Origin of the sequence: Streptomyces sp. NBC_01808 (genome assembly GCF_035917395.1) — a bacterium.
Lineage (GTDB): Bacteria > Actinomycetota > Actinomycetes > Streptomycetales > Streptomycetaceae > Streptomyces.
Map to the genome: position 1 here is coordinate 5,048,213 of NZ_CP109072.1, position 16,718 is coordinate 5,064,930.

Genomic DNA, 16,718 nt, shown 5'->3' on the forward strand with positions numbered 1-16,718 from the left:
CACCGCACGCCCCGCAGGGCGGCTCTCCCCCGGGAGAGCCGCCCTGCGGCGTTCCAGGGGCCCCTGGACGGCCGCGCGGGTCCCGGCCGCCCGGCGGGGCCCGGGGGCTGATGCCCGTACGGTACGGGGCTACGCTGAGACGGCGCGCGAACCGGACGACGAGGTGTGCAGGGGGCGCACGGCGGCGGCGCGAACTTCGCGGCGCGGCACCGGAACTCCCCCGGCGCCCCGTGCGTCGAGCACAATAGAAACCACGCGGTACGCGGAGACCGCGGGTGGGGAGGTTCCTGAGTGTCCATGCAGCCGTGGGACCAAAGCCGGCCTCCGTCCATGCGTGCCTCGCACGCCGACCGGGAGCGGACCGTCGATGTGATCAAGGCGGGGTTCGCCGAGGGCAGGCTCACCCAGCCGGAGTACGAGCAGCGCATGTCGCAGGCGTACGAGGCGCAGACCTACGGCGAGTTGCACCTGCTCATCTCCGACCTGCCGCAGGGCCCCATCGGTATTCCGACCATGCCGGCCGTGGTGCCGCATACGTTCCAGCCCGTACCCGTCCTGCCGCCCCCGCAGCGCACCAACAGCTCGGCGGTCGGCGCGATGGTGTGCGGGGCGCTGGTGCCGGTGGTCGGCGTGACGTTCATCCCGGCGATCATCCTGGGCCACAAGGCGCGCGCAGAGATCCGCAGGACCGGCGAGCAGGGCGACGGTATGGCGCTCGCGGGCCTGGTCATCGGCTATCTGGCACTCAGTTTCGTGGCGTTCATCGCCCTCATCGTGGCCGCCGTGGCCAGCAGCGGGGGATAACTGTACCCAGAGCTCCCGTCCCTTATGTCTCTTTGTTTTGACCGGAGCGGGTGGCTGTAGGTACCCTCTGACCTTGTGCCTGGGGTGTCCCCGGGTCTTCGCGTGCGCGGGGGCGCTCCCGCGAAGGCGCCGAGGCTGTGACACCGAAGAGCTGCACTTCCCCGTGAGACTGGCGGGGACGTACGGGGCTTGCGACACACCCGACCGCGTGGGTCGGGGGCCAGCCGGTCTTCACGGACAAAACCCCAGGTTAGAAGTATCGAGATCGGCACACAGAAACCGGAGAAACGGTGCCTACGATCCAGCAGCTGGTCCGCAAGGGCCGGCAGGACAAGGTCGAGAAGAACAAGACGCCCGCGCTCGAGGGTTCGCCCCAGCGCCGTGGCGTGTGCACGCGTGTGTTCACCACCACCCCCAAGAAGCCGAACTCGGCCCTGCGTAAGGTCGCGCGTGTGCGTCTGACCAGCGGGATCGAGGTCACCGCTTACATCCCGGGTGAGGGGCACAACCTGCAGGAGCACTCGATCGTGCTCGTGCGCGGTGGCCGTGTGAAGGACCTGCCGGGCGTTCGCTACAAGATCATCCGTGGTTCGCTCGACACCCAGGGTGTCAAGAACCGCAAGCAGGCCCGCAGCCGCTACGGCGCCAAGAAGGAGAAGTAAGCATGCCTCGTAAGGGCCCCGCCCCGAAGCGACCGGTGCACATCGACCCGGTCTACAACTCTCCTCTGGTGACCTCCCTGATCAACAAGGTGCTGCTGCACGGCAAGCGCTCCACCGCCGAGCGCATCGTGTACGGCGCCATGGAGGGCCTGCGCGACAAGACCGGCAACGACCCGGTCATCACGCTGAAGCGCGCCCTGGAGAACGTCAAGCCGGCCATCGAGGTCAAGTCCCGCCGCGTCGGCGGCGCGACGTACCAGGTCCCGGTCGAGGTCAAGCCCGGCCGGTCCGCCACGCTCGCGCTGCGCTGGATCGTGGGCTACTCCCGCGCCCGCCGCGAGAAGACGATGACCGAGCGGCTCATGAACGAGCTGCTGGACGCCAGCAACGGCCTGGGCGCCTCCGTCAAGCGCCGCGAGGACACGCACAAGATGGCCGACGCCAACAAGGCCTTCGCGCACTACCGCTGGTAGTCGAGAACCCCGTATTACGAGAGAGAAGACTGAGCCAACATGGCCACCACTTCACTTGACCTGGCCAAGGTCCGCAACATCGGGATCATGGCGCACATCGACGCGGGCAAGACGACGACCACCGAGCGGATCCTGTACTACACCGGTGTCTCGTACAAGATCGGTGAGGTCCACGACGGCGCAGCCACGATGGACTGGATGGCGCAGGAGCAGGAGCGCGGCATCACGATCACGTCCGCCGCGACGACCTGCCACTGGCCGCTCGACGACGTCGACCACACCATCAACATCATCGACACCCCGGGCCACGTCGACTTCACCGTCGAGGTGGAGCGCTCGCTGCGCGTGCTCGACGGTGCGGTGACGGTGTTCGACGGTGTGGCCGGTGTCGAGCCGCAGTCCGAGACCGTGTGGCGCCAGGCCGACCGGTACGGCGTCCCGCGTATCTGCTTCGTCAACAAGCTGGACCGCACGGGCGCCGAGTTCCACCGCTGTGTCGACATGATCACCGACCGGCTGGGCGCGACCCCGCTGGTGATGCAGCTCCCGATCGGTACCGAGGCCGACTTCAAGGGCGTCGTCGACCTGGTCCGGATGAAGGCGTTCGTCTGGTCGCCCGAGGCCAAGCTCGGCGAGGCGTACGACGTCGTCGACATCCCGGAGACGCACCTGGAGGCGGCCGACGAGTGGCGGGGCAAGCTGCTCGAAGCCGTCGCCGAGAACGACGAGGAGATGATGGAGCTGTACCTGGAGGGCGAGGAGCCCACCGAGGTGCAGCTCCACGCGGCCGTGCGCCGTATCACCATCAACTCCGGCAAGGGCGAGGGCACCACCGTCACCCCGGTGTTCTGCGGCACCGCGTTCAAGAACAAGGGCGTACAGCCCCTGCTGGACGCGATCGTGCGGTACCTGCCGTCGCCGCTGGACGTCGAGGCCATCGAGGGCCACGCCGTGGGCGACCCCGACGAGGTCATCGTCCGCCGGCCCTCGGAGGAGGAGCCGCTCTCCGCGCTCGCCTTCAAGATCGCCAGCGACCCGCACCTGGGCAAGCTGACCTTCATCCGGGTCTACTCGGGCCGGCTGAACTCCGGCTCGCAGGTGCAGAACTCGGTCAAGGGCCGCAAGGAGCGCATCGGCAAGATCTACCGGATGCACGCCAACAAGCGCGAAGAGATCGACTCGGTGGGTGCCGGCGACATCGTCGCCGTCATGGGTCTGAAGCAGACCACCACCGGCGAGACCCTGAGCGACCCGGCGAATCCGGTCATCCTGGAGTCCATGGACTTCCCGGCCCCGGTGATCGAGGTCGCCATCGAGCCGAAGTCCAAGGGCGACCAGGAGAAGCTGGGTGTCGCGATCCAGCGCCTCGCCGAGGAAGACCCATCGTTCCGGGTCAAGACGGACGAGGAGACCGGCCAGACCATCATCTCGGGCATGGGCGAGCTGCACTTGGACGTGCTGGTCGACCGCATGAAGCGCGAGTTCAAGGTCGAGGCGAACGTCGGTAAGCCGCAGGTGGCGTACCGCGAGACGGTGCGCCGGCCGGTGGCGAAGCACGAGTACACGCACAAGAAGCAGACCGGCGGCTCCGGCCAGTTCGCGCGCGTCATCATCGCGCTCGAACCGTTGGAGGGCGACGGCTACGAGTTCGTCAACGAGGTCACCGGCGGCCGCATCCCCAAGGAGTACATCCCCTCGGTGGACGCGGGCAGCCAGGAGGCCATGGAATTCGGCATCCTCGCCGGATACCCGCTGACGGGCGTGCGTGTGCGCCTGCTGGACGGTGCCTACCACGAGGTGGACTCGTCCGAGATGGCCTTCAAGATCGCCGGCTCGATGGCCTTCAAGGAGGCCGCCCGCAAGGCCGCTCCGGTCCTGCTGGAGCCGATGATGAAGGTCGAGGTCACGACGCCCGAGGACTACATGGGCGACGTGATCGGCGACATCAACTCGCGCCGTGGACAGATCCAGTCCATGGAGGACCGGAGTGGTGCCAAGCTGGTCACCGGTCTGGTCCCGCTGTCGGAGATGTTCGGCTACGTCGGCGACTTGCGCAGCAAGACGTCCGGCCGGGCGAGCTACTCCATGCAGTTCGACTCCTACGCCGAGGTTCCCAAGAACGTCGCCGAGGAGATCATCGCGAAGGCCAAGGGCGAGTGAAGCCGTAGGCTGTAGCAAACGGCATACGGGTCATACCGCCGCAGATCCTCCGGGAGCTGCGGCGGGTGCCCCGGCCGCCGACCACAGGCGGACTGGTCAAGGGCATCCCCCTAGGGGTCCTGACCGGTTCGGAACGACCACCTGAACCCCTCCGTAGAAGGCGGGGGGCGTACAGCACCAGTCCACAGGAGGACCCCAGTGGCGAAGGCGAAGTTCGAGCGGACTAAGCCGCACGTCAACATCGGCACCATCGGTCACATCGACCACGGCAAGACCACTCTTACCGCGGCGATCACCAAGGTGCTGCACGACGCTTACCCGGACCTGAACGAGGCCTCGGCCTTCGACCAGATCGACAAGGCTCCGGAAGAGAAGCAGCGCGGTATCACGATCTCCATCGCGCACGTCGAATACCAGACCGAGTCGCGGCACTACGCGCACGTCGACTGCCCCGGTCACGCGGACTACATCAAGAACATGATCACCGGTGCCGCCCAGATGGACGGCGCGATCCTCGTGGTCGCCGCTACCGATGGTCCGATGCCGCAGACCAAGGAGCACGTGCTGCTCGCCCGCCAGGTCGGCGTGCCGTACATCGTCGTCGCGCTGAACAAGGCCGACATGGTGGACGACGAGGAGATCATGGAGCTCGTCGAGCTCGAGGTCCGTGAGCTTCTCTCCGAGTACGAGTTCCCGGGCGACGACGTCCCGGTCGTCAAGGTCTCCGCGCTGAAGGCGCTGGAGGGCGACGCCGAGTGGGGCAAGACCGTCCTCGACCTGATGAAGGCCGTCGACGAGTCCATCCCGGAGCCGGTCCGCGAGATCGACAAGCCGTTCCTGATGCCGATCGAGGACGTTTTCACGATCACCGGTCGTGGCACTGTCGTCACCGGCCGCATCGAGCGCGGCATCCTCAAGGTGAACGAGGAAGTCGCGATCATCGGCATCAAGGAAGAGACGACCAAGACCACGGTCACGGGCATCGAGATGTTCCGCAAGCTGCTGGACGAGGGCCAGGCCGGTGAGAACGTCGGTCTCCTCCTCCGCGGCATCAAGCGCGAGGACGTCGAGCGCGGCCAGGTCATCATCAAGCCGGGCACCGTCACCCCGCACACCGAGTTCGAGGCGACGGCGTACATCCTGTCGAAGGACGAGGGTGGTCGGCACACCCCGTTCTTCAACAACTACCGCCCGCAGTTCTACTTCCGCACCACCGACGTGACCGGCGTCGTGCACCTCCCCGAGGGCACGGAGATGGTCATGCCGGGCGACAACACCGACATGAAGGTGGAGCTGATCCAGCCCATCGCCATGGAGGAGGGCCTGAAGTTCGCCATCCGCGAGGGTGGCCGGACGGTGGGCGCCGGCCAGGTCACGAAGATCCTCAAGTGACCTGACGGTACACGCACCCGGGGCCCCGGCCCGCCTTACGGCGGACCGGGGCCTTTGGCGTGGGTGGGGGTGTGCCTGTTCAGGCAAGTTGCCTTTGGGGGAGAGGTAATGGAATTCCAATTGCCTGATGAGAGCGGTGCGAAATGCGTCAACGGGCGGAGTTATCCACAGCCCCGAAAGCGGGGGTGGTGAACGCAGCCGGGACTCCTATAGCGTCGGCTTCCTAACGTATCGTCACCGTGACCGGGAGTTGATCGTGTCCCCCCGCGCCCTTTCCGCTGCCGCCCTGGCGGCCACCGCCGCCCTGAGCCTCCTGCTGACCGCCTGCGGCAGCGACGGGGAGGACGGCGACACCAAGCCGGACGACAAGATCCAGGGCGCGGACAAGCCGGAGAAGTCCCCGTCACCGAGCGCGGAGGAGGAGGCGGCGGGCAGACCGGAGATCAAGCTGCCGAAGGACCTCAAGATCACCTTCAGTCCGGAGGAGACGGGCGACCCCGTCAAGGATGCAGTGCTGCGTGACAACGCCGAGCGTATGAAGGCTATCCAGTCCGCCATCGCCAGCTTGGACCCGAAGTATGAGGCGCTCAACTACTACAACACCGATGAGGCGCTGGCCGAGTCGGCCGAGTGGGTCGAGCAGTTCAAGGAAGAGAAGCTCACGGTGACCGGAGCTGTCCGCTACCTCGACCGGCAAGTGACGATAAACGACGACAGCACCGCCACGGTCACTTTCTGCGCTGACGAGAGTAAGGGCTACAGCAAGAGCCTTGAGACGGGGAAGGTGAACGTCACGCCGATCACGAAGGACAGCTACCTCGTTTACAACACCAAACTGCAAAAGAACGATCAGGGAGTCTGGCAGACCACCAGCATCTTCTCGGAAAGGGGTGCGGACGAGTGCCAACCGTGAAGACCGCCATGAGGGGGATGCTGGCAAGCTTATTTCTGTTCGCGCTTGCTGCACCTTCCGCCCAAGCCGACATCACCCCTGGTGATGGAGGCTCTGATGGTGGCTCTGACGCGCCACCGCCCGGGGTCGATGGCGGTGCCGAAGGGCAGAACCTCAACGCTGAGGCCGGTGGGGTGGTGTTCGATGACTCTGAGAACGGGGGCGGGGGCGGGGACGGCTCCGGGGGCGCTGGGGCGTTGGAGCCCGTGGGGGACTGGGCGCCGCCGCCTTGTTGGTACGCGCCGCTCTATACGCCCAAGCAACTGAGGAAAGAGATGGAGCACACCTGGTCCCTGGAGTCCACCGGCTACCAGTGGGACGCCGAGCAGCGCGCGAAGTACTCCGAGGGCGGCGCAAAGCCCGGCACCTACGAGGACTTCAACATGGCGAAGTCCGACGACGGCTACTGGTGGGACGGCTACGTGCCGGACGGCGGCGCGGGTGTCCCGGGTGCGTTGGACTGTGACGACGGGCCGTTCTGGCTGGACAAGGGCGATCCGCCGCCGGCGGAGTACCAGGACGCCGTGACGCCGCAGATCCTCTCCGAGATCGCCTACAACCGTATCCGGGTGCCGGATACGGAGATCAACCTCAAGCCCGACGCCGAGAACGCGCAGAAGGTGAACCTCCCCACCTGGGCCTGGCTGGACGCCGCCACCTTCGAACCCGTCTCGGTCACCGCCCGGGTGCCGGTGCTCGGGATATGGGCCAGAACCACCGCCACCCCGGTGTCCCTCACCCTCGACCCCGGCACCGGCGACGCCGAGTTGCACCCCTCCTCGGGCGCCTGCCCCATCAACGACGACGGCTCCATCGGCACCCCTTTCACCGCCGGGTCGGCGGAGGAGACCCCGCCGTGCGGGCTCACGTACCTGCGTGCCACGCCGGACGGCGAGACCTACCCGCTCCGGGCGACGATCACGTGGTCCATCGAATGGCAGGGCTCGGGCAACACGGGCGGCCGCCTCCCTGACGGCTCCTTCGGCACGACCACCGAGGTGGAAGTCGACGAGATCCAGTCCATCGTCCGCTGACGTTCGCACCTGCTCGTTCGGGCACATAGCCGAATTCGACGTGCCGAATGGAATTCCACCCCGGGGCCATTGTCAACGGCCTCGATTGTGGGGTGGTGCGTGCCGTTGGGGCTCCTATAACGTCGAGTCTCCTTGCGCATCGTCGCTCTACCCGGGAGTTGATGGCACCGTGCCAGCCGTGAGGTGTTTGCGAGAGATTCTGGCCGCGTTGTTCGTGGTGGGTATCTTGGCCGTATTGCCATTCCCCGCATCCGCGGCCGAGCCGTCTGCCACCCGCGCCACCCGCGTCGCCGGCGCCGGGGCCGAGCGGCAGGATCTGCGGGACGAGGCGGGGGCGCTGGCTTCTCTTCCCGCGGCGACCTGCCCGGCACGGGCAGGTGGGAGGTCGAACGGGCGGTGCGGGGGGCGGCGGGGGCGGTCGCGGGAAGCGGCGCGGTGTACGGTGCCGGGTCGGGTGGGGCGGCCGAGGTGCCGCGGGGGCGGTTCGGGTGTGGCCTCCGCCCAGGGAAGGGCGAGTACCGTGGCCCGTTCGGGGTGGTCGTCCACGTCCTTGAGGACCAGGCCCGGCAGGTGCGACTCCGGCCGGTGACCGCGCGACCGCCGGAGAACCGCGGAGGGGTGTGAGTGGAACTGGCCGGCGGGCTTCGCCATCCTCGGACCGTCGAGGAGGCGGTGGCGGAGCAGGAGCGGTTGCGAGGGCTGGTACGGGTCGAGCCGGCGCACGACGTAGCGCAGTGGCGCACGGCGGCCGGGGTCGACGTGGCGTACGACGACGATTCGGGGGCGTGTGCGGCGGCGGTCGTCGTGCTGGATGTGGCGAGTCTGGACGTTCTGGAATCCGTGACCGCTGTTTCGCGGATCGAGTTCCCGTATGTCTCCGGTCTGCTGGCCTTTCGGGAGATTCCCGCGGTTGCCGCGGCACTGCGCAAACTCGATGATCCGCCTGATGTGTTCGTGTGCGACGGTTACGGCATCGCTCATCCCCGTCGCGTAGGTCTGGCGAGTCACCTGGGGGCGCTGACGGGGATTCCGTCGTTCGGCGTGGCGAAGAATCCGCTGTATTTCCGGTGCGATGTGCCGGGAGCCGAGCGGGGTTCGTCGACCCCGCTTCTGGACGGTACGGAGGCGGTGGGGCGCGCGCTTCGTACACAGGCCGGGGTGAAACCCGTGTACGTGTCTGCCGGCCATCTGATCGGCGTGGACGACGCCTGTGCGCTCACGCTCAGTCTGGCGAGGCGTTATCGGCTTCCCGAGACGACGCGGGCCGCGGACAGGCTCTGCCGCCAGGCGCTGCCGGCCGCGGGCCCCGGCGAGCAGCAGCCCCTCCGAGGCGCAGCCGGCTCCTGACCGCAGCCCTCCGCCCCGCCCTCGGCCCCGCCTCCCCCCGCACGGCGGGCGGCCTCAGCGGGCGCCCGTGCGGGCCTGGTTGAAGCTTGCGCGGTACGCCGTGGGTGTGACCCCGACCTGCGCGGCCATGTGCTTGCGCAGCGAGTCCGCGCTGCCCAGGCCGCTCTTCTCCGCCACCAGGTCCATCGGCAGCCCGGTCGTCTCCAGCAACTCCCGCGCCCGGTGGATACGTCGCTGGAGCAGCCACTGCAGCGGGCTCAGCCCCGTCTCCGCGCGGAAGTGGCGGGTCAGGGTCCGCACGCTGGTCCCGGCGTGGCGGGCCAGGTCCGCGAGCGTGAGCGGGAGATCGAGGCGTTCGAGGGCCCACGCGCGCGTGGGGGCGAGCGAAGTGCCGCGTTCCGGTGGCAGCGGTGTCTCGATGAACTGGGGAGCGACGGCCTCGAAGACCGTGCTGCTGCTGGCCGAGGACGGCGAGCGGGTACGGATGATCAGCCGGACCGGCGGCGGTCCCGACCACCCGCTCGTCGAGAGGATCGCCGCGGACGCGACCGACACCGACCGCCTCACCGGGCTGGCAGAGGGCGCGGACACGCTGTTCACCACCGCCGCCCCGCCCTACCACCTCTGGCCGGAGCAGTTCCCGGCCCTCTCGGCGTCGCTGCTCGGCGCGGTGCGACGGACGGGGGCGGCGTACGTCATGCTCGGCAACCTCTACGCGTACGGGCCGGTCGTCGGCCCGATCACGCCGGACCTCCCGCTGGCCGCGACCGGCCCCAAGGGCCGCGCCAGGGCCCGGGTCTGGGAGGAGGCCGCGGCGGAGGCGGCGGCCTCGGGGGTGCGGGTGACGGAGGTGCGGGCGGGGCAGTTCTACGGCGCCGGGGCGTACTCGGTGTTCAGTCTCATGGTGCAGGGGCAGGTCCTGGGAGGCACGCCGGTACTGGTACCGCAGCCGCTCGACGTGCCGCACAGCTACTCGGCGATCGGCGACACCGCCCGCACGCTGGTCGCGGCAAGCCGCGAGGAGAGCGCGTACGGGCGCGCCTGGCACGCGCCGGCCTCGACCCTGTCCGTGCGGGAACTGGCCACGCGGCTGGCGGCGCTTGCCAGCGCCCCGGAACCCCGGCTGGCGGAGATGACGGAACGGGAAATCTCATTGCTCGCGCTCACGGAGCCCTTCTGGGCGGAAATGCACGAGGTGCTCGTGAAGCCCGGCCACCCATTCGTCGTCGACTACTCCGAGACCGAAAAGGTCCTCGGCGTGACCGCCACGGCGGTGGACGACGTGCTGGGGGAGGTGATGTAGCGGAACGCGCGGATCGCGGCCGGTGGAGGACTGCCGCAGGCGCCGATGCGGTGGTGCCGGTGGGGGAGTTCCGGGCGTTCGTTCCGGTTCCCCCTGACCTGTCGGCCGGCTGGGAGGAGGTGCCGCCGAGGCCGAGGCCCACGCCGCGGCGGTCGTTCCGCGCTCTACGGCGGCGGAGTCGAGACCGTCCGCCGCCCGGTTAGCCCTTGATGAGGCCGTTGATCGCGATCGCGGCGAAGAACACGAGGACGATCTCGCTGATCACCCAGGAGTGGGAGTTCATCCAGTCGCGGATCTTCGGCAGGAGGACGTCGGCCCGTCGCCCGAGGAACACGACGCACAGCGCGGGCGTCGCCAGGAGCAGCAGGGTCAGCGCCACGAAGGGAAGGCACTGCCACCAGGGGTCGCCGCTGCGTTCGACATGGAAACCGGCCGCGATCGAGCTGGCGATGTCCGTCGGGAAGACGCCCATGAGCGCGAGGCCCATCAGAAGGGCGAACTTCGGCTCTGCCGTCTGCAGCTTGCCCATCCACTTCGGCGGCTGGGACTTTCCGCGGGTGAGGTATACGCGCACGATCAGGAACAGCATCAGCACGAGCACGATCCCGTCGATGCCGCGGTCGAAGGCCGCCTTGTGCCCGCTGCCCGAGTTGTTGACGCCTTTGGCGACGAAGTAGGCGACCGTGACCGTCGTGGTGACGGAGATCGCCGCGCCGAGGACATAAGAAAGGGAATTCGCGGCCCAGCGGCCGCTCGTCGCCAGGAAGAACGAGGTGACGATCTGTGGTCCCGCGATCATCACGAAAGACAGTGGAAGAATTTCGCTGAAGCTCACGGCAATCGCCATCTCCTCGGGGGCACGAAAATCTCGCCGAGAACCTACCACCGGCGACGGCTCCACCCGGGCCGACTCGATTGCATCCGATATTGATGTCATTTTCTGCAGGTCGCCATGCACCTTTCGCTCGCTGCCACCCGTCCGCGTCCGGGCTGCGGATTCCGCTGGGTGAGGCGGGGGCGGCTCCGCGCGTGAGGGACGGGAGCCTTCTCGTCCCCGGGGCGGAGTCGTACGGGAGGGGCGCTTTGCCGGCGTCAGGGGGGCAAGGTCGGCGATCCGGCCTGCCACGTCTTCCTCGTCGATCGGCTCCGCGGGGGTCTTCGCCCGGAATGGCTTGTCGAAGTCGCTGAACGTCCAGACCATGCCGCCGCGTTCGGTGAATTCAGGAGGTAGGGTCGGCCCTCGGCCGCGATATGGATGTCCCGCGTGCTCGGTCCGCCCGTGCCCCGCGCCCTGCGCCGCCAGTCCTTCGACACCCGTACGCCCCCGGCCGGCACCCGTACGCCCCCGGTGCCGCCCCGCGGCGCCAGCCCCCTCCCCACCGTCGACCTCGGGCTCGACGCCGAGACCACCGCCGTCCTCGGGAACTTTCCCCCCGCCGTACAGGACTTCCTCCAGCGCCCCTTCCTGCACGGCGACTCCCACGGCGTCGTCTCCGACTGGGACTACCAGGAGGAGACCGAGTTCACCCACCGGCACCTCTCGGTGCTCCTCGCCCTGTCCGCCGACCGGAACGTGACCTTCGCCTCCGGCATCCGCATCCTGCCCCGCGGGCGCTCCCCGCAGGACGCATACTGGGAAGTCGAGTGCTACCACGCGCCGGTACGCGGCCGGGGCCCGGCCGGGCCGTAGGAGCACCCGAGCGCCGGTACGGCCCCCGGTCCCGGGGCGGCCGTCGGGGCCGTGTGGTATTTGGGCCGATTGGCGCGAGCCGAGCGCCGTATGGCACACTATCCGGGTTGCTCGGCTGAGCGTCGATGCTGCGCGCCTCCCGCCGGGAGGACCGGAAGCGAGTCCCACGTATTCGTCGCCCCTCATCAGGGGCGGAAGTACGGGAATCTTCCGGGAAGCGTCAGCGGGGTGCAGGCCAGGGCACTCGGTGGGATCTTCCCCCCTCTTCCTGCAAGGAAAACTCCTGCGGATCACGGACCTCCGTGGACGTCCGTAGGAGAAATGCTTTCGCGGGAGAACTGCGGGGAGGGTTGCGACACGCCCGACCGCGTGGGTCGGGGAACGGGTACGCAGCGAGACCGCCGGGCGCCGGAGCGCTACGAGAACAGGACTGCTGAGAAGCCATGGCGGGACAGAAGATCCGCATCCGGCTCAAGGCCTACGACCACGAGGTCATCGACTCCTCGGCGAAGAAGATCGTCGAGACGGTGACCCGCACTGGTGCGTCGGTCGCGGGCCCGGTGCCGCTGCCCACTGAGAAGAACGTGTACTGCGTCATCAAGTCGCCGCACAAGTACAAGGACTCGCGCGAGCACTTCGAGATGCGCACCCACAAGCGTCTGATCGACATCCTCGACCCGACCCCCAAGACCGTTGACTCGCTGATGCGCCTGGACCTTCCGGCCGGCGTCGACATCGAGATCAAGCTCTGAGAGGTCGCGAAGAGATGGCTAAGCAGATCAAGGGTGTCCTGGGCGAGAAGCTCGGCATGACCCAGGTCTGGGACGAGAACAACCGTGTCGTCCCCGTGACCGTGGTCAAGGCCGGCCCGTGTGTCGTCACCCAGGTCCACACCGCAGACTCCGACGGCTACGACGCCGTCCAGATCGCCTTCGGCGAGATCGACCCGCGCAAGGTGAACAAGCCCCTCAAGGGCCACTTCGCCAAGGCCGACGTCACTCCCCGCCGCCACCTGGTGGAGATCCGCACCGCGGATGCCTCCGAGTACACCCTCGGCCAGGAGGTGACCGCCGAGACCTTCGAGGCCGGCGTAAGGGTCGACGTGACCGGCAAGAGCAAGGGCAAGGGCTTCGCCGGTGTCATGAAGCGCCACGGCTTCGCCGGCGGCAAGGCCAGCCACGGCGCCCACCGCGTGCACCGCAAGCCGGGCTCCATCGGTGGCTGCGCCACCCCGGGCCGTGTGTTCAAGGGCATGCGGATGGCCGGCCGGATGGGCAACCAGCGGGTCACCACCCAGAACCTGACCGTCCACGCCGTTGACGCGGAGAAGGGGCTGCTGCTCATCAAGGGCGCCGTCCCCGGTCCGAACGGCGGCCTCGTCCTGGTCCGTAGTGCGGCCAAGGGGGCCTGAGGTAATGAGCACCGTTGACATCCTTTCGCCGGCGGGCGAGAAGGCCGGGACCGTCGAACTCCCCGCGGAGATCTTCGACGCGCAGGTCAGCATTCCGCTGATCCACCAGGTCGTCACCGCCCAGCTGGCCGCTGCCCGTCAGGGCACGCACAAAGTGAAGACCCGCGGCGAGGTCCGCGGCGGCGGCAAGAAGCCGTACCGCCAGAAGGGCACCGGGCGTGCCCGGCAGGGCTCGATCCGCGCCCCGCAGTTCGCGGGCGGAGGCGTCGTGCACGGCCCAGTGCCGCGCGACTACTCGCAGCGGACCCCGAAGAAGATGAAGGCCGCCGCGCTGCGCGGCGCCCTCTCCGACCGGGCGCGCCTCGGCCGCATCCACGTCGTCACCGGCGTGGTCGACGGCGAGGTCTCGACGAAGGCCGCCAAGACCCTCCTCGGCAAGGTCAGCGAGCGCAAGAACGTGCTGCTGGTCATCGAGCGGGACGACGACCTGTCGCTGCTGTCCGCCCGGAACCTGCCCGACGTGCACATCCTGGACGCCGGTCAGCTCAACACGTACGACGTGCTCGTCTCCGACGACGTGGTCTTCACGCAGGCCGCCTTCGAGCGGTTCGTGGCCGGCCCCGTCAAGGGCGGCGGCAAGAGCCAGTCTCCTGTCGACGAGGTCGAGCTCCAGAAGGCTGAAGGGAGCGACGCCTGATGGTCGACATGGACAAGACCGAGGCCGAGGCCGCGGACGAGACGGCGACCGGGTTCACCGTCACCAGCAAGACCTACGACGACCCGCGTGACGTGCTGCTCAAGCCCGTCGTCTCGGAGAAGAGCTACGCGCTGCTCGACGAGAACAAGTACACGTTCATCGTGGACCCGCGGGCCAACAAGACGCAGATCCGGCAGGCCGTGGAGAAGGTCTTCCAGGTCAAGGTCATCGGGGTCAACACGATCAACCGCCAGGGCAAGCGCAAGCGCACCCGCACCGGCTACGGCAAGCGCGCCGACACCAAGCGCGCCATCGTGACCGTCGCCGAGGGCGAGCGCATCGACATCTTCGGCGGCCCGGTCTCCTGACGGGGACCGACAGGGCTGTCCGTAACGGACGAGGACTGAAGAAATGGGTATCCGCAAGTACAAGCCGACGACTCCTGGCCGTCGTGGCGCCAGCGTCGCCGACTTCGTCGAGGTAACGCGGTCCACGCCGGAGAAGTCGCTGGTCCGCCCGCTGCACAGCAAGGGCGGCCGAAACAATTCCGGTCGTGTGACCGTCCGCCACCAGGGCGGTGGCCACAAGCGCGCCTTCCGCGTGATCGACTTCCGTCGGCACGACAAGGACGGCGTCCCCGCCCGGGTCGCGCACATCGAGTACGACCCGAACCGCACCGCGCGCATCGCGCTGCTGCACTACGCCGACGGCGAGAAGCGCTACATCCTCGCGCCGGCCGGCCTGAAGCAGGGCGACCGGATCGAGAACGGCGCCGGCGCGGACATCAAGCCGGGCAACGCGATGTCGCTGCGTAACATCCCGGTCGGTACCGTCATCCACGCCATCGAGCTGAAGCCCGGCGGCGGCGCGAAGTTCGCCCGCTCCGCCGGTGCGCACGTGCAGTTGCTGGCGAAGGAGGGCCGTATGGCCCACCTGCGGATGCCGTCCGGCGAGATCCGGCTGGTCGACATCCGCTGCCGCGCCACCATCGGCGAGGTCGGCAACGCCGAGCAGTCGAACATCAACTGGGGCAAGGCCGGCCGCATGCGCTGGAAGGGCGTGCGCCCGACCGTCCGCGGTGTCGTGATGAACCCGATCGACCACCCGCACGGCGGTGGCGAGGGCAGGACCTCCGGTGGTCGCCACCCGGTCTCGCCCTGGGGCCAGAAGGAAGGCCGTACGCGCTCGCCGAAGAAGGCGAGCAGCAAGTACATCGTCCGCCGCCGCAAGACGAACAAGAAGCGCTAGGAGCGGGTGGAGTAGAGATGCCGCGCAGTCTGAAAAAAGGGCCCTTCGTCGACGACCACCTCATGAAGAAGGTGCGCGCGCAGAACGAAGCAGGCACCCATCAAGTCATGAAGAGCTGGTCCCGCCGCTCGATGGTCGTCCCGGGAATGCTGAACCACACGATCGCGGTGCACGACGGCCGTAAGCACGTCCCGGTGTTCATCACCGAGTCGATGGTCGGGCACAAGCTCGGCGAGTTCGCGCCGACCCGCACCTTCAAGGGCCACGTCAAGGACGACCGCAAGTCGCGTCGTCGCTGACCGGCGGAGTGCGAAGACCATGACTCACACCGAAGGGACAACCATGGAAGCCAGGGCCTCCGCGCGCTATGTGCGCGTCACGCCCATGAAGGCCCGCCGTGTGGTGGACCTCATCCGTGGCATGAATGCCACGGAGGCTCAGGCGGTCCTGCGTTTCGCCCCGCAGGCCGCGAGCGTGCCCGTCGGCAAGGTGCTGGACAGCGCCATCGCCAACGCGGCGCACAACTACGACCACACCGACGCCGACAGCCTCATCGTCAAGGAGGCGTACGTCGACGAGGGCCCGACCTGGAAGCGGTTCCGGCCTCGCGCGCAGGGCCGGGCGTACCGGATCCGCAAGCGCACCAGCCACATCACGCTGGTCGTCGGCAGCAAGGAAGGGACCCGGTAATGGGCCAGAAGGTAAACCCGCACGGGTTCCGGCTTGGCATCACCACCGACTTCAAGTCGCGCTGGTATGCCGACAAGCTGTACAAGGACTACATCAAGGAAGACGTCGCCATCCGCCGGATGATGACGAAGGGCATGGAGCGCGCCGGCATCTCCAAGGTGGAGATCGAGCGCACCCGTGACCGCGTCCGCGTCGACATCCACACCGCCCGGCCGGGCATCGTCATCGGCCGCCGCGGCGCGGAGGCCGACCGCATCCGCGGGGAGCTGGAGAAGCTCACCGGCAAGCAGGTGCAGCTCAACATCCTTGAGGTGAAGAACCCCGAGACCGACGCGCAGCTCGTGGCCCAGGCCGTCGCCGAGCAGCTCTCCTCGCGTGTCTCCTTCCGCCGGGCCATGCGCAAGAGCATGCAGTCCTCGATGAAGGCGGGCGCGAAGGGCATCAAGATCCAGTGCGGCGGGCGGCTCGGCGGCGCCGAGATGTCCCGCTCGGAGTTCTACCGTGAGGGCCGTGTGCCCCTGCACACCCTGCGCGCCAACGTCGACTACGGCTTCTTCGAGGCCCGTACGACCTTCGGCCGCATCGGCGTGAAGGTCTGGATCTACAAGGGCGACGTGAAGAACATCGCCGAGGTCCGCGCCGAGAACGCCGCGGCCCGCGCCGGCAACCGCCCGTCCCGCGGTGGCGGTGGCGGCGGTGGCGACCGTCCGCGTCGCGGTGGTGAGCGCGGTGGCCGCGGCCGTCGTCCGCAGCGCGAGCAGCAGCAGGCTCCGGCTGCCGAGGCCCCCCGGGCCGAGGCCGCGAGCACCGCCGCTCCCGCCGCTGCCGAAAGCACTGGAACGGAGGGCTGACCCC

At 68.4% G+C, this 16,718-nt stretch carries 19 protein-coding genes and 1 pseudogene; 18 read left to right on the plus strand and 2 right to left on the minus strand.

All coding sequences use genetic code 11. The annotated features are described in order from the left end of the window. Window positions 1–330 precede the first annotated feature (330 nt). From OG946_RS22400 to OG946_RS22435, 8 genes are all read left to right on the plus strand, one after another. The gene (locus tag OG946_RS22400) at window positions 331–804 is read left to right on the plus strand and encodes a DUF1707 and DUF4190 domain-containing protein (RefSeq protein WP_326797822.1); all 474 of its coding nucleotides are present in this window, start codon (window positions 331–333) and stop codon (window positions 802–804) included. A gap of 290 nt (window positions 805–1,094) precedes the next feature. Then, window positions 1,095–1,466: a 30S ribosomal protein S12 gene (gene rpsL, locus OG946_RS22405; RefSeq protein WP_003948652.1), complete on the plus strand. Its 372-nt coding sequence runs from the start codon at window positions 1,095–1,097 to the stop codon at window positions 1,464–1,466. Between the two features lie 2 nt (window positions 1,467–1,468). After that, a complete protein-coding gene (gene rpsG, locus OG946_RS22410) occupies window positions 1,469–1,939 on the plus strand; it encodes a 30S ribosomal protein S7 (RefSeq protein ID WP_027771073.1) in 471 nt (156 codons plus the stop codon). Window positions 1,940–1,978: 39 nt separating this feature from the next. Beyond that, a complete protein-coding gene (fusA, locus tag OG946_RS22415) occupies window positions 1,979–4,099 on the plus strand; it encodes an elongation factor G (RefSeq protein WP_326797823.1) in 2,121 nt (706 codons plus the stop codon). 198 nt (window positions 4,100–4,297) lie between these two features. After that, complete coding sequence (tuf, locus tag OG946_RS22420; protein WP_018834867.1) at window positions 4,298–5,491, plus strand: elongation factor Tu; 1,194 nt, start codon at window positions 4,298–4,300, stop codon at window positions 5,489–5,491. A gap of 256 nt (window positions 5,492–5,747) precedes the next feature. Continuing rightward, on the plus strand, window positions 5,748–6,404 hold the full coding sequence (locus tag OG946_RS22425) for a hypothetical protein (RefSeq protein WP_326797824.1): 657 nt from the start codon (window positions 5,748–5,750) through the stop codon (window positions 6,402–6,404). Then, complete coding sequence (locus OG946_RS22430; RefSeq protein ID WP_442814445.1) at window positions 6,392–7,477, plus strand: hypothetical protein; 1,086 nt, start codon at window positions 6,392–6,394, stop codon at window positions 7,475–7,477. Before OG946_RS22425 ends, OG946_RS22430 begins: the two co-directional genes overlap by 13 nt. Before the next feature lie 624 nt (window positions 7,478–8,101). Further along, entirely contained in the window at window positions 8,102–8,824 is a 723-nt protein-coding gene (locus tag OG946_RS22435) for an endonuclease V (RefSeq protein ID WP_326797826.1), read from the plus strand. A gap of 54 nt (window positions 8,825–8,878) precedes the next feature. Here the strand turns inward: OG946_RS22435 and OG946_RS22440 are convergent. Continuing rightward, window positions 8,879–9,250, minus strand: a pseudogene (locus OG946_RS22440) (helix-turn-helix domain-containing protein); the annotation flags it as partial. On the opposite strand from OG946_RS22440, the gene OG946_RS22445 reads away from it, so the two are divergent. After that, complete coding sequence (locus tag OG946_RS22445; RefSeq protein ID WP_326797827.1) at window positions 9,243–10,127, plus strand: NAD-dependent epimerase/dehydratase family protein; 885 nt, start codon at window positions 9,243–9,245, stop codon at window positions 10,125–10,127. The pseudogene OG946_RS22440 and the gene OG946_RS22445 overlap by 8 nt on opposite strands. A 199-nt stretch (window positions 10,128–10,326) precedes the next feature. Here OG946_RS22445 and OG946_RS22450 read toward each other — a convergent pair whose 3' ends face one another. Beyond that, window positions 10,327–10,974, minus strand: coding sequence for a GAP family protein (locus OG946_RS22450; RefSeq protein WP_326797828.1), 648 nt, complete (start codon window positions 10,972–10,974; stop codon window positions 10,327–10,329). Between the two features lie 417 nt (window positions 10,975–11,391). Between OG946_RS22450 and OG946_RS22455 the strand changes: the two genes are divergently transcribed. The 9 genes from OG946_RS22455 to rpsC all read left to right on the plus strand — a co-directional run bounded on the left by OG946_RS22455 (window position 11,392) and on the right by rpsC (window position 16,714). Next, entirely contained in the window at window positions 11,392–11,817 is a 426-nt protein-coding gene (locus OG946_RS22455; RefSeq protein WP_326797829.1) for a hypothetical protein, read from the plus strand. Between the two features lie 443 nt (window positions 11,818–12,260). Next, the gene (gene rpsJ, locus OG946_RS22460) at window positions 12,261–12,569 is read left to right on the plus strand and encodes a 30S ribosomal protein S10 (protein WP_003948644.1); all 309 of its coding nucleotides are present in this window, start codon (window positions 12,261–12,263) and stop codon (window positions 12,567–12,569) included. 14 nt (window positions 12,570–12,583) lie between these two features. Next, a complete protein-coding gene (gene rplC / locus OG946_RS22465; protein WP_181785222.1) occupies window positions 12,584–13,228 on the plus strand; it encodes a 50S ribosomal protein L3 in 645 nt (214 codons plus the stop codon). Between the two features lie 4 nt (window positions 13,229–13,232). Further along, window positions 13,233–13,925, plus strand: a complete 693-nt coding sequence (rplD, locus tag OG946_RS22470) for a 50S ribosomal protein L4 (protein WP_326797830.1) — start codon at window positions 13,233–13,235, stop codon at window positions 13,923–13,925. Then, complete coding sequence (rplW, locus tag OG946_RS22475; protein ID WP_018834846.1) at window positions 13,925–14,293, plus strand: 50S ribosomal protein L23; 369 nt, start codon at window positions 13,925–13,927, stop codon at window positions 14,291–14,293. Before rplD ends, rplW begins: the two co-directional genes overlap by 1 nt. Before the next feature lie 43 nt (window positions 14,294–14,336). Beyond that, the gene (rplB, locus tag OG946_RS22480; RefSeq protein ID WP_326797831.1) at window positions 14,337–15,173 is read left to right on the plus strand and encodes a 50S ribosomal protein L2; all 837 of its coding nucleotides are present in this window, start codon (window positions 14,337–14,339) and stop codon (window positions 15,171–15,173) included. 17 nt (window positions 15,174–15,190) lie between these two features. Then, a complete protein-coding gene (gene rpsS / locus OG946_RS22485) occupies window positions 15,191–15,472 on the plus strand; it encodes a 30S ribosomal protein S19 (protein WP_326797832.1) in 282 nt (93 codons plus the stop codon). 43 nt (window positions 15,473–15,515) lie between these two features. Further along, window positions 15,516–15,863: a 50S ribosomal protein L22 gene (gene rplV / locus OG946_RS22490; protein ID WP_326797833.1), complete on the plus strand. Its 348-nt coding sequence runs from the start codon at window positions 15,516–15,518 to the stop codon at window positions 15,861–15,863. Beyond that, window positions 15,863–16,714, plus strand: a complete 852-nt coding sequence (gene rpsC, locus OG946_RS22495; RefSeq protein WP_326797834.1) for a 30S ribosomal protein S3 — start codon at window positions 15,863–15,865, stop codon at window positions 16,712–16,714. Before rplV ends, rpsC begins: the two co-directional genes overlap by 1 nt. The last annotated feature ends 4 nt before the right edge of the window (window positions 16,715–16,718 follow it).